Origin of the sequence: Lysobacter cavernae (genome assembly GCF_042648505.1) — a bacterium.
In the GTDB taxonomy this organism is placed as follows: Bacteria; Pseudomonadota; Gammaproteobacteria; order Xanthomonadales; family Xanthomonadaceae; genus Lysobacter_L; species Lysobacter_L cavernae.
This window is the reverse complement of record NZ_JBHRXK010000003.1, coordinates 344,734-356,515: the sequence shown is the minus strand read 5'-3', so window position 1 is coordinate 356,515 and position 11,782 is coordinate 344,734. Positions and strand designations below refer to the sequence as shown.

The 11,782-nt window shown below is 68.1% G+C and carries 14 protein-coding genes; 3 read left to right on the top strand and 11 right to left on the bottom strand.

Annotated features, from left to right (window positions below):
• Window positions 1-23: 23 nt before the first annotated feature.
• The 6 genes from hflX to rlmE form a co-directional block, all read right to left on the bottom strand.
• Window positions 24-1,331: a ribosome rescue GTPase HflX gene (gene hflX, locus ACFOLC_RS08805; protein WP_386758866.1), complete on the bottom strand. Its 1,308-nt coding sequence runs from the start codon at window positions 1,329-1,331 to the stop codon at window positions 24-26.
• A 23-nt stretch (window positions 1,332-1,354) separates the two neighbouring features.
• Window positions 1,355-1,633, bottom strand: a complete 279-nt coding sequence (hfq, locus tag ACFOLC_RS08800; protein ID WP_386758865.1) for an RNA chaperone Hfq — start codon at window positions 1,631-1,633, stop codon at window positions 1,355-1,357.
• Window positions 1,634-1,770: 137 nt separating this feature from the next.
• On the bottom strand, window positions 1,771-2,745 hold the full coding sequence (gene miaA, locus ACFOLC_RS08795) for a tRNA (adenosine(37)-N6)-dimethylallyltransferase MiaA (RefSeq protein ID WP_386758864.1): 975 nt from the start codon (window positions 2,743-2,745) through the stop codon (window positions 1,771-1,773).
• Window positions 2,746-3,263: 518 nt separating this feature from the next.
• Window positions 3,264-4,163 (bottom strand): dihydropteroate synthase, encoded by a 900-nt coding sequence (gene folP, locus ACFOLC_RS08790; RefSeq protein ID WP_386758863.1) that lies wholly within the window; start codon window positions 4,161-4,163, stop codon window positions 3,264-3,266.
• Window positions 4,164-4,307: 144 nt separating this feature from the next.
• Entirely contained in the window at window positions 4,308-6,206 is a 1,899-nt protein-coding gene (gene ftsH, locus ACFOLC_RS08785; RefSeq protein ID WP_386758862.1) for an ATP-dependent zinc metalloprotease FtsH, read from the bottom strand.
• A 78-nt stretch (window positions 6,207-6,284) separates the two neighbouring features.
• Window positions 6,285-6,917 carry a 23S rRNA (uridine(2552)-2'-O)-methyltransferase RlmE gene (gene rlmE, locus ACFOLC_RS08780; RefSeq protein ID WP_386759038.1) on the bottom strand — a complete coding sequence of 211 codons (633 nt, stop codon included), beginning with the start codon at window positions 6,915-6,917 and terminating at the stop codon, window positions 6,285-6,287.
• Window positions 6,918-6,994: 77 nt separating this feature from the next.
• Between rlmE and yhbY the strand changes: the two genes are divergently transcribed.
• Window positions 6,995-7,300 carry a ribosome assembly RNA-binding protein YhbY gene (gene yhbY, locus ACFOLC_RS08775; RefSeq protein ID WP_386758861.1) on the top strand — a complete coding sequence of 102 codons (306 nt, stop codon included), beginning with the start codon at window positions 6,995-6,997 and terminating at the stop codon, window positions 7,298-7,300.
• Between the two features lie 37 nt (window positions 7,301-7,337).
• Entirely contained in the window at window positions 7,338-7,712 is a 375-nt protein-coding gene (locus ACFOLC_RS08770) for an Mth938-like domain-containing protein (RefSeq protein ID WP_386758860.1), read from the top strand.
• A 56-nt stretch (window positions 7,713-7,768) separates the two neighbouring features.
• Here the strand turns inward: ACFOLC_RS08770 and ACFOLC_RS08765 are convergent, their stop codons facing one another.
• From ACFOLC_RS08765 to surE, 4 genes are read right to left on the bottom strand one after another with little or no spacing between them, the layout of a single operon-like run.
• Window positions 7,769-8,542 (bottom strand): peptidoglycan DD-metalloendopeptidase family protein, encoded by a 774-nt coding sequence (locus ACFOLC_RS08765; RefSeq protein ID WP_449284293.1) that lies wholly within the window; start codon window positions 8,540-8,542, stop codon window positions 7,769-7,771.
• A gap of 8 nt (window positions 8,543-8,550) precedes the next feature.
• Window positions 8,551-9,168: a YqaA family protein gene (locus ACFOLC_RS08760; RefSeq protein WP_386758858.1), complete on the bottom strand. Its 618-nt coding sequence runs from the start codon at window positions 9,166-9,168 to the stop codon at window positions 8,551-8,553.
• Window positions 9,169-9,208: 40 nt separating this feature from the next.
• Window positions 9,209-9,892, bottom strand: coding sequence for a protein-L-isoaspartate(D-aspartate) O-methyltransferase (locus ACFOLC_RS08755; protein ID WP_386758857.1), 684 nt, complete (start codon window positions 9,890-9,892; stop codon window positions 9,209-9,211).
• A complete protein-coding gene (gene surE / locus ACFOLC_RS08750) occupies window positions 9,889-10,680 on the bottom strand; it encodes a 5'/3'-nucleotidase SurE (RefSeq protein WP_386758856.1) in 792 nt (263 codons plus the stop codon). The genes ACFOLC_RS08755 and surE overlap by 4 nt, the downstream gene beginning before the upstream one ends.
• Window positions 10,681-10,983: 303 nt before the next feature.
• Between surE and ACFOLC_RS08745 the strand changes: the two genes are divergently transcribed.
• Window positions 10,984-11,541, top strand: coding sequence for a Smr/MutS family protein (locus ACFOLC_RS08745; protein ID WP_386758855.1), 558 nt, complete (start codon window positions 10,984-10,986; stop codon window positions 11,539-11,541).
• 6 nt (window positions 11,542-11,547) lie between these two features.
• On the opposite strand, the gene ACFOLC_RS08740 is transcribed toward ACFOLC_RS08745, so the two are convergent.
• On the bottom strand, window positions 11,548-11,772 hold the full coding sequence (locus tag ACFOLC_RS08740; RefSeq protein WP_386758854.1) for a hypothetical protein: 225 nt from the start codon (window positions 11,770-11,772) through the stop codon (window positions 11,548-11,550).
• Window positions 11,773-11,782 lie beyond the last annotated feature (10 nt).

The window sequence follows — 11,782 nt, the reverse complement described above, 5'->3', positions numbered from 1 at the left end:
GCCTCAAGCAAGGTGCCACCGTCTCACTGGGAATCGAGGTCGGTAATCACCGTTTCCAGCAAAGGCCGCAGGGCCTCGCCGTGGGCCTGTACGAACAGGCGCTGGGCATCGGCCACGGCCAGGTCGACGGTCAACAGCCAGCCGGCCTCGTCGTGGGACTCGGCCTTGACCGCGCCCAGCGCATGCAGGCGTGCGCGCAGGCGCGCGGCTTGCGGTGGCAACCGCAACTCGCCGCTGACATGGCGCAGCTGCAGGGCTTCGGCGATCGCGGCGCGGAGCACGTCCAGGCCCTGGCCGTCGCGTGCGGACACCCATACCCGCATGCGGCCTTCGGCCGGGCGGTCGTGGCGCGGCTGCGCGCCCTCGACCTTGTCGATCTTGTTGAACACCAGCAGCTGCGGGATGTCGCCGGCGCCGATCTCGTGGAGCACGGCGTCGACCTGGGCAATACGCTCGTCGCGCAACGGGTCGGCGGCATCGACGACATGCAGCAGCAGGTCGGCCTCGCGCGATTCCGACAGGGTCGAACGGAACGCGGCCACCAGTTCGTGCGGCAGGTCGCGGACGAAACCGACGGTGTCGGCCAGAACCACGCCGCCGCCGGACAGTTCGATGCGGCGCACGGTGGGATCGAGCGTGGCAAACAGCTGGTCGGCGGCGTAGGCCTCCGCACCGGTCAGCGCATTGAACAGGGTCGACTTGCCGGCGTTGGTGTAGCCGACCAGGGCCACGCGCGGCAGCTCGCTGCGCACGCGCGCACGGCGCATCTGGGTGCGTTGCACCTCGACCTTGTCCAGACGCTTCTGCAATTGCTCCAGGCGTTTCTGCAGCAGGCGGCGGTCGGTTTCGAGCTGCGTCTCGCCGGGACCGCGCAGGCCGATGGAGCCGCCGCGCTGGCGCTCCAGGTGGGTCCAGCCGCGCACCAGGCGCGTGGCCATGTGCTTGAGTTGGGCCAGCTCGACCTGCAGCTTGCCTTCGGCGCTGTGCGCGCGCTGCGAGAAGATGTCGAGGATGAGACCGGTGCGGTCGACCACGCGGCGCTCGAGCAGGCGCTCGAGGTTGCGCTCCTGGCCCGGCGACAGCGGATGGTTGACCAGGATCAGGTCGGCGCCGCTGGCATCGGCCGCGGCCTTGACCTCTTCCAGCTTGCCGCTGCCGATCAGCATGGCCGCATTCGGGCGGTCGATGCGCGCGGTCAGCACGGCGGCCACGGTCGCACCGGCCGAACGGGCCAGATCGGCAAACTCTTCCAGCAGATCCTCATCCGGCGGTCCGCCGGCGTGAGGCTGGATCAACAAGGCATGCTCGCCCTTGCGGGATCGTTCAAACAAAGCGGGTCATGCCTCTCATCTGATCATTCGGCTTCGTCGCCGTCTTCGTCACCGTTGCCCTCGCCCGACTGGACGTAGCCACCACCCGGTCCCACGCGCACGTTGCGCGCCGGCACCACGGTCGAGATTGCGTGCTTGTAGACCATCTGGCTCACGGTGTTGCGCAGCAGCACCACGAACTGGTCGAAGGACTCGATCGTGCCTTGCAGCTTGATGCCGTTGACAAGGTACACCGAGACCGGCACGCGCTCGCGACGTAGCGCATTCAGGAAAGGATCCTGCAAAGATTGCCCCTTGGACATCGTAATTTCCCCAGCTAGTTCTAGTTATAGGGCGGCTGGCCGTGGCCCGGCCGCGTCGCCGGTAGCTGTCCCCACAGCGGCGACCGGCCGATGTTAGCGCAACTGGGCGCGCGGCACCCGCACCGCATTCGCCACGCTTACAGGGATGCCGGCCCCGCGCCGTCCATGAACAGTGCCCGCGCCGCCTCCAGGGCCGGGCGTTCGCGCAGGGGGTCGAACCACTGCGCGTCGAGCTGTCCGCGCAGCCAGGTCAGCTGGCGCTTGGCGAGCTGGCGGGTGGCGAAGACACCGCGGTCGCGGAACCCGGCGGCGTCGGTGGCGCCGTCGAGGTGCTCCCAGGCCTGGCGGTAGCCGACCGCGCGCAGGGCCGGCAGCTCCAGCGGGCGCGGGTGCGCCTGCAGCTCGGGCAGCGCGCGCAACCGTCGCACCTCGTCGAGAAACCCCGCCTGCAGCATCTGCTCGAAGCGGTGCTCGATGCGACCGTGCAGCTCGGCCCGGTCATCCGGTGCCAGCACCAGCTTCATCACACGCAGCGGCAGCCGCGGCAACTGTGTCGCCTCGCGCCGCCATTGGCTGATGCTGCGGCCGGACAGGCGGTGCACTTCGAGCGCGCGCTGGATGCGTTGCGCATCGGTCGCGTGGATGCGGGCCGCGGCCTCCGGATCGACCGCAGCCAACTGCGCATGCAATGCCGCCCAGCCGTGTTCGCCGGCCTCGGCCTCGATCCGTGCGCGCATCGCCGGGTCGGCCTCGGGCATCGGCGACAGGCCGTGCAGCAGGGCATGGAAATACAGGCCGGTCCCGCCGGCCAGGATCGGCAGTTTGCCGCGCGCGACGATACCGTCGAGTGCGCGACGGGCATCGACGGCGAACTCGGCCGCCGAATACGGCTGCCACGGCTCGCGCAGGTCGATCAGGTGGTGCGGCACCTGCGCGCGTTCGGCGGCACTGGGCTTGGCCGCGCCGATGTCGAGGCCGCGGTAGACCAGCGCCGAATCGACGCTGACGATTTCGCCGTCGAAGCGTTGCGCCCACTCCAGCGCGAGCGCGGTCTTGCCCGAGGCGGTCGGGCCCATCAGGGCTATCGCGATGGGGCGCGGATCGGCAGACATGGCAGGGGCGGCAGAACGGGGGGCTAGCCTCGCACACGCCCGGGCTTCCCGAAACCTTGCGCACGCGATTGGCCCCAGGCCTGCGATTGCAGCGCTATCGTGCTTTCCACAAGCGTTGTGGAGAACCGCTGGGGCAAGCCTGTTGATAAACACCTGCAGCCCAGACGCGGCAAGGCCCACGGCATGTTTGGCGATTTTTTGACCAGGCCTGCTCGACTGTCCACAAAGCCTGTGGACAAGGCTGCGGACAGTCGCGAGTGGACCACGCGCAAAGCCATGCCCCGCAAGGCCCGCCCCGAACATGGCGATAAATTGACCAGCGCATTCGCTTGACTCGACGTGCCGGATCGGCATCACCCACTCATCACATCACGATGACACGATGCCGACGTCACGGACGATTTCCACAGCGGCTGTGGACAAGCCTGCGGACAGCAGTGTGCAGAGAATGCTGCAGGCCAATAGCGGCGCGGCCCGCAGCAACATTGGCCAAAATTTGACCAGACAAAACGCTTGACTTACTCGTCGTCCGGCCATTTCGGCATCGACGGTGAAGGCGAACGGCGCGGCATCGATTGCGCGCCCAGTGCATTCCACACCTTCAAGGCATCGACGGTTGCGGCCACGTCGTGCACGCGCACGATCGTGGCGCCGCGTTGCACGGCGACCAGATGCGCAGCGACGGATCCGTATACGCGCTCACGTGGATCCTCGCGTCCGGTCAACTCGCCGATGCTGCGCTTGCGCGACAGGCCGGCCAGCACCGGCACGCCGAGTTCGGTGAACCGTTCGAGCTGTGCGAGCAGGGTGAGGTTGTGCTGCGTGTTCTTGCCGAAACCGAAACCGGGATCGACCACGATCCGTTTCTTGGCGATGCCGGCCATCTCGGCGGCAAAGAGACGTTCGGCGAGAAAGCGATGCACCTGCGCGACGACATCGTCGTAGTCCGGCGCGGACTGCATGCTGCGCGGTTCGCCTTGCATGTGCATCAGCACCACCGGCACGGCGAGCGCGGCAGCGGCATCCAGCGCGCCCTCGCGACGCAGCGCATAGACGTCGTTGATCATGCCGGCGCCGGCAGCGACCGCAGCGCGCATGACCTCGGGTTTGGAGGTGTCGATGCTGATAGGCAGCGCAGTTTCGCGCGCGAGGCGCTCGATCACGGCAACGGTGCGGCTCAGCTCTTCCTCCAGCGGTACCTCGGCGGCACCAGGACGCGTGGACTCGCCGCCGATGTCGAGGATGTCGGCACCCTCCTCCGCCAGCCGCAGTCCGTGCGCGACGGCCGCGTCGAGCTGGTCGTGCACGCCGCCGTCGGAGAACGAGTCCGGCGTGACGTTGACGATGCCCATTACGCGCGCGCGGTCGAGCACCAGTGGACGGCCGTTGCAGTCGAGGGTGAGGGAGGTGTCGAACATACGCAGGCTTCCAGGTCGATGCTGGCGCAGGGTAGCCCGGTGGAGTGGCGGGAGGAAGGCATCGGCCGTACTGGCCGCATCCAACCCACCAACAAAAAAGGGCCGGATTCACCCGGCCCTTTCTGTTGATCGCTATCCCACGGATCAGGTCTGCGCCGCAGGCCCGCCGATCGCACCCGGACGCTCGCCGTCGTCCTTGGCGGTCTTGCCCGCCTTCGACCAGTCCGCCGGCGGGCCCGGCACGCGGCCGGCCATGATGTCGTCGATCTGGTGCGCGTCGATGGTCTCGTACAGCAGCAGCGCCTCGGCCATCGCGTGCAGCTTGTCGAGGTTGTCCTTGAGTATCTGCGTGCTGCGGCCGTAGGCCTTGTCGAGGATGCCGCGGACGACCTCGTCGATCTTGCGCGCGGTCTCGTTGGACACGTTCTTGTGCTGCGTGACCGAACGGCCGAGGAACACCTCGTCCTCGTCCTCGCTGTAGGCGATCGGTCCCATCTCGTCGCTCAGGCCCCACTTGGTGACCATGTTGCGCGCCATCTTGGTCGCGCGCTCGATGTCGTTGGACGCACCGGTGGTGACCTTGTCGACGCCGAAGATCAGCTCCTCGGCGACGCGACCACCGTACAGCGAGCAAAGCTGCGACTCGATCGCGGTGCGGTTGTAGCTGTACTTGTCGCCTTCGGGCAGGTACATCGTCACGCCCAGCGCGCGACCGCGCGGGATGATCGTGACCTTGTAGACCGGATCGTGCTCGGGCACGACGCGACCAACGATGGCGTGACCGGCCTCGTGGTAGGCGGTGAGCTTCTTCTCGTCCTCGCTCATCGCCATCGAGCGGCGCTCGGCGCCCATCAGGATCTTGTCGCGCGCCTTGTCGAAGTGCTCCATGCGCACGTCCTTGGCGTTCTCGCGCGCCGCGAACAGGGCCGCCTCGTTGCAGAGGTTGGCCAGGTCGGCGCCGGAGAAACCCGGGGTGCCGCGCGCGATCGTCATCGGCTCGACGTCGTCATGCAGCGGCAGCTTGCGCATGTGCACGCGCAGGATCTGCTCGCGGCCCTTGACGTCCGGCAGGCCGACCACGACCTGGCGGTCGAAGCGACCCGGACGCAGCAGCGCCGGGTCGAGCACGTCGGGACGGTTGGTCGCGGCGATGACAATGACGCCCTCACCGCCTTCGAAGCCGTCCATCTCGACCAGCAACTGGTTGAGGGTCTGCTCGCGCTCGTCGTGACCGCCGCCGAGGCCGGCGCCGCGATGGCGGCCGACCGCGTCGATTTCGTCGATGAAGATGATGCACGGCGCGTGCTTCTTGGCCTGCTCGAACATGTCGCGCACGCGGCTGGCGCCGACACCGACGAACATCTCGACGAAGTCGGAACCGGAAATGCTGAAGAACGGCACCTTGGCCTCGCCGGCGATGGCGCGCGCGAGCAGGGTCTTGCCGGTGCCCGGCGGGCCCACCATCAGCACGCCGCGCGGGATCTTGCCGCCGAGCTTCTGGAACTTGGACGGGTCGCGCAGGAACTCGACCAGTTCGCCGACCTCCTCCTTGGCCTCGTCGCAACCGGCGACGTCGGCCAGGGTTACCTTGACCTGGTCCTCGCCCTGCAACTTGGCGCGCGAGCGGCCGAAGCTCATCGCGCCCTTGCTGCCGCCCTGCTGCATCTGGCGCATGAAATACACCCAGATGCCGATGAACAGCAGCCACGGCAGCACGTTGATGATGACGTACAGCAGGCCGGGGCCGCTCTGCGGCGGGGCCTGCTCGATGGCGACCTTGTGGTTGATCAGGTCGTTGACCAGATCCTTGTCGCCGGGGCTGTAGGTGGTGAACTTGCTGCCGTCCTTGCGCTCGCCGGAGATCGTGGTGCGGTCGTCGGCAATCTTGACCTGCTTGACCCGGTCCTGCTGGACCTGCTGCACGAACTGGTCGTACGCCAGCGTCTCGCTGCCGGCCGCGCGCGGCCCAAACGCCTGGAACACCACCATCAGCACGACGGCGACGATCACCCAGAGCAGCAGATTCTTGGCCAAATCGTTCATCTATTTTTACCTGTCGCCCTCGTGGCGTTGTTGCAGCGGGGGCGCATTCAGCGCCCGATTGCGGCTTGTTTCTGCACCTTACTTCATTACTGCGCGCTTGCCCTGTGCCAGCGCGTAGACCTCGGGCGACCGCTTGCGCGAGGCCTCCGGCTTGCGGATGACAACCTTGTCGTAACGCCGGCGCAGCTCCTTGACGTACTCGTCGAAGCCCACGCCCTGGAACAGCTTGATCAGGAACGCGCCGCCGGTACGCAGGTGCTGGTCGGCGAAGTCCATCGCCAGCTCGGACAGGTACATCGCCCGCGGCATGTCGACCGCATCCACACCGCTCTTATTGGGGGCCATATCCGACAGGACAAGGTCCACCGGCTGACCGCCCAGCGCGCCCACCAGTTGCGATAGGACCGCATCCTCCCTGAAATCCCCATGAAGGAATTCGACCCCGGCCAGGGTCGGCATCTCCAGGATGTCCAGGGCGATGACCCGGCCACTGTCGCCCAGCGCCTGCCGGACCCATTGCGACCAGCCGCCCGGAGCGGCGCCGAGGTCGACCACGACCATGCCCGGCTTGAGCAGGCGATCGCGCTCGACCAGCTCCTCGAGCTTGTAGGCGGCGCGCGAGCGTAGTCCTTCCGCCCGGGCCTTCTTCACGAAGGGGTCGGAATGGTGCTCTTTGAGCCAGCGCTGGCTGGATTTGCTGCGGGTCGCCATGGGCGCGGGCGTCGGCGGTGACGTGGGGGCGGCCATGATACCCTGCGCGCCTCCCCTGACTTCGTTTGTGTGCCCCGATGCCGACCGTCCTGACCGCCGCCCAGACCCGTTTCCTGCGCGGCCAGGCCCATGATCTCAAGGCGATGCTGCAGGTCGGCGGCAAGGGCGTTACCGACTCGCTGGTGGCCGAGATCGACCTGGCCCTGGAGCACCACGAGCTGATCAAGGTGAAGGTTGGCGCCGAGGACCGTGACGCCCGCGACGCCATGATCGATGACCTCGCCCAGCGCACCGACGCCGCCCTGGTGCAGCGCATCGGCCACACCGCGGTGCTGTACCGGCAGAGCAAGGACAAGCGGCAGATCGTGCTGCCGCGCGCGTAAGTCCACCCCGCATCGCCCCGCTTTACCTCCCAAGGCCATGCTGCTCAATCTCGAACGTCCCGATCACCAGTTTTTCCTGCGCGGCGCCGACGGCACGGCGGCGCTGGTCAACGAGCGCCGGCTCGAAGCCAGTTTCATCGTGGCACCTGACCAGGTGATCGAGGGCTGGGGCGTGCGCGAGGCGACCGCGCTGACACCGCAGGACCTGGAACCGCTGCTGGCACTGGCGCCGGAAGTGATCCTGCTCGGCACCGGCGCGGCCCAGAAATTCCCACCGGCGACCGCGCTGGCAGCCTGTCTGAGCCGGGGCGTCGGTCTGGAGGCGATGACCAACGCCGCTGCCGCGCGCACGTTCAACGTCCTGGCCGGCGAAGGCCGGCACGTGGTCGCCGGGTTCATCCTGAATCCGTAGGTCGGGCTTCAATCCACCGCAGTTGTCGACGCAATTCCTGGCGGGCTGAACCCGACCTACCTCTTCGGCAAGTACAGCAGCGGATCGACCGGCTTGCCGTTGTAACGCACCTCGAAGTGCAGCATGTCGCGCGCGGCGCCGCTGCGGCCCATCTCGGCGATCTGCTGGCCGGCCTTGACCAGCTGGCCTTCGTTGACCAGGCGGTTGCGGTTGTGGCCGTAGGCCGACAGCCACTGCTCGTTGTGCTTGACGATGATCAGCTCGCCGTAGCCGACCAGGCCCGACCCCGAATACACCACCACGCCATCACCGGCCGCGCGCACCGGTGCGCCGCTGCTGCCGGCAAGGTCGATGCCCTGCTTGGTCGGCTCGCCGTTGACGAAGCGGCCGATCAGCTGCCCGTCGGCGGGCCAGCGCCAGCCAATGCCACTGGCGACCGGAGCGGCAGGCGGCGTGCTGGCCGGTGGCGGCGTGGCGGGACGCGAGGTCGCCGCCGGCGGCTTTGCCGTCGACGCGGTGGCTGGCCGGGCGGTGGCCTGGCTGTTGGCGCTGCCTTGCGGGTACAGGCGCAGCCGCTGGCCCGGGTAGATGGTGTAAGGCGCCGCGATGCCGTTCCAGGCCGCGAGGTCCTGGGCGCGGATACCGTTGCTGGAGGCGACCCGGTATAGGGTGTCGCCGCGCTGGACGGTGGCGGTCGCGCCGTACTTGGGCACCGACGGTCTCGATGCGGCTGCGCCGGTGCCCGGCTCGCGGATGACCCGGGAGCTCGAACAGGCCGCGAGGGCGGCGACCAGCAGCGTGGCGACGAGGATGCGCGGGGGGGCGGTCATGCGTTGTCTCATCCTGCGAACTTGGCCTTCCAGACCAGCCAGGCCACCAGTGCAGCCAGCAGCAGCGTTGCCGCCCAGCCGATCGGCTCGATGTAGCGACGCAGCGCCGTCTCGGCGCGCGGGCCGCCGATGCGGATCGCCGCGGCCAGCAGATAGACCCGCTTGCCGCGGCCGATGGCCATGCTCAGGACGTATTGCAGCATCGGCACGCCGACGATGCCCGACGCCCAGGTGAACACCTTCATCGGGATCGGCATGAACCCGCCCAGCACCAGGAAGGTGAAGACGGCCCACGGCGACTCCGCCATCTTGGCCTGGACGACCGCGATGCCGGATTCGATGCTGTGCAGCATGCCCATCGCGGCGAACACCGGCTTGAGCGCCTCGAACGCGTAATGGCCCAGCGCGTAGCCCACCAGCGCGCCCACCATCGAACCGGCCAGGCTCAGCGTGGCGAACCAGAAGGCGCGCTGCGGCTTGGCCACGCTCATCGGCGCGAGCATCACCTCGGGCATGACCGGAAAGATGATGGCCTCGATGAAGCTCAGTCCGGTGAGATAAGCCGGTGCGTGACGGTGCCGAGCCCACGCCAGCGTGCGCTCGTAGAGCGGACCAAAAATCTTCAAAACGGGCCCCTGTCGCGTGCGGTGGTGGTCAATGCGGCGCTCAATCGATCATCCCGGACAGCAGCGGCACAAACACCACCGGTGCCAGCGTCTGTTGCGTGACCACGCCATCGGCATCCTTGTCGAGCCTCAGCAGCGACTGCGACGAGGCACCGCCGACCGGGGCGATCAACGTGCCGCCCGCGGCCAGCTGCGCGGTCAACGCCTCGACCAGCGCCGGTGCCGCGGCGGTGACGATGATCGCGTCGAACGGACCGTTCTCCGGCCAGCCGATGCGGCCGTCGTCGTGCTTGCTGCGGATGTTCATGCCAAGTTGGCGGAAGCGCTTGCGCGCGGTGCGCAGCAGCTCGCCGATGCGCTCGACCGTGTGCACCTCCAGGCCGAGCGCGGCCAGGACCGCGGCCTGGTAGCCCGAGCCCGTGCCGATTTCCAGCACCTTGGCCGGCAGGGTGTCGCGGTCCAGCAACGCCTCGGTCATCTTCGCCACCACCCACGGCTGCGAGATGGTCTGGCCGTGGCCGATCGGCAACGCGGTGTCCTCGTAGGCGCGCGTGGCCAGTGCTTCGTCGACGAACAGGTGACGCGGCACGGTGCGGATCGCGTTGAGCACGCGCTCGTCGCGGATGCCGTTCTCGCGCAGGCGCTCGACCAGACGATCGCGCACCCGCTGCGAGGTCATGCCCGAACCGATCGCCTCGGGCTGCAAACGCATCCGCAGGGTCATGCGCCGCGCTCCGGCGAATGCCCCAGCGACACCGCCAGGCCGTCGACCCAGCTGGCGACCTGGTCGAGTGCCTGGTAACGGGTCAGGTCGACATGGATCGGCGTGATCGAGATATGCCCGGTGCGCAACGCGTGGAAATCGGTGCCTGGGCCGGCGTCCTGCTCGGCACCGGCGGCGCCGATCCACCACCACTGACGCCCGCGCGGGTCGCGCTGCGGGATGCAGGCCTCGGCACGGTGGCGGTTGCCCAGGCGGGTGACCTCGAAGCCGCGCACCTGCTCCCAGGGCAAATCCGGCACGTTGACGTTGAGGATGGTGTCGGCCGGCAACGGATCGATCCTGAGTCGGGCGATGATCTCGACCGCGGCGCGTGCGGCGGTCTCGTAATGCTTGCCGATGTGATCGACCGTCTGCAGCGACATCGCCACGGCCGGCAAGCCGAGGAAACGCCCCTCCATCGCCGCGGCGACGGTGCCGGAATAGATCACGTCGTCGCCGAGGTTGGCGGTGTTGTTGATGCCGGACACGACCAGGTCGGGCTCGAGCTCGAGCATGCCGGTGATTGCCACGTGCACGCAGTCGGTCGGCGTGCCGTAGACGCGCCAGGTGGCCGCGTCGAGCTGCAGCACGCGCACCGGCGCATCGAGCGTCAGCGAGTTGCTGGCACCGGAACGGTCGCGGTCGGGCGCGACCACCAGCACCTCATGGCCGGCGGTACGCAGGCCCTCGGCGAGGACGCGGATGCCGGGGGCGTCGACGCCGTCGTCGTTGCTGACCAGTACTCGCATGGACTCCCTTGCAGAACAGTTGCCAGAATCGAATCGATACGTCGACCGGCACTTCTGGCGCCGTGTCGACGAAGGCACATGATAGCCGATGGCGATTGCGGCCCCATGGCTTGCGCTGCAAGCCCGTCGTATCAGCAGGCTGGTGAAGAAAACGCACGTCCGGTGCGCTTTTTCAAGTCGTCAGTCCGGTGTCCGCCCGGATTCGCTCACGGCAAATCAAGCGCTTATGCGCTTGCTCCGCCGACGCAGCCATCCATGTCCGCGCCAGCCGGGTGTTGGACAACACCCTGCTAGGCTTTGCACATGGTCGATGATCGCGACGACGACGAAGCCGCCCTGTTCCGCACCGCGATCGGCCCGGTGCGGCGTCTGCGCGACACCGCGCCGCCGCCGGACAAGCCGAAACCGAAACCGCGTGCGCGCATGGCCGAGCGCGACGAGGCCGACGCCCGCGAGCAATTCCGCCATGCGCTGGAGGCCGACCTGCTCGAAGCCGGCGACGCCCTTGCCTACCGCCGTGACGAGCTGCCGCCGCGCGTGCTGCAGCGACTCAAGCGCGGCGAGATCGCGGTGCAGGAAGAACTCGACCTGCATGGTGCTGACGCGCGCGAAGCCGAGCTGTTGCTGCGTGCCTTCATGAACGATGCCCGCCAGCACGGGGTCGGCTGCGTGCGCATCATCCACGGGAAAGGGCGGCACGGCCGCGCCTCGATCGCAAGCGGCGGCGCGCCGGTGCTGAAGAACCTGGTGGATCGCCTGCTGCGGCATCGCGCAGACGTTCTTGCCTTCCACTCGGCACCGCCCACGCAGGGCGGCACCGGAGCGGTGCTGGTGCTGCTCGCGCCACCCAAGCGGCGCTGAGCAGGTTCAGTTTTCGACCTCGATCCGCTTCATCGGCGGGTTGACCCAGTTCACGTGCACGAACGAGCGGCGCTGGGCCGTCCTTTCGTATTCCTGGATGTAGGCGGTGTCCTGCTCGAAGCGGACGCTCGGGTAGCTGGACGGGCTGTGGGACGCCGTTCCCGTGCTCGCGCACGCAGCAACCCCCGCAACCGACAGCGCCAGAACAACCACACGCAAGGAAGTATTCACGACGGTTCTC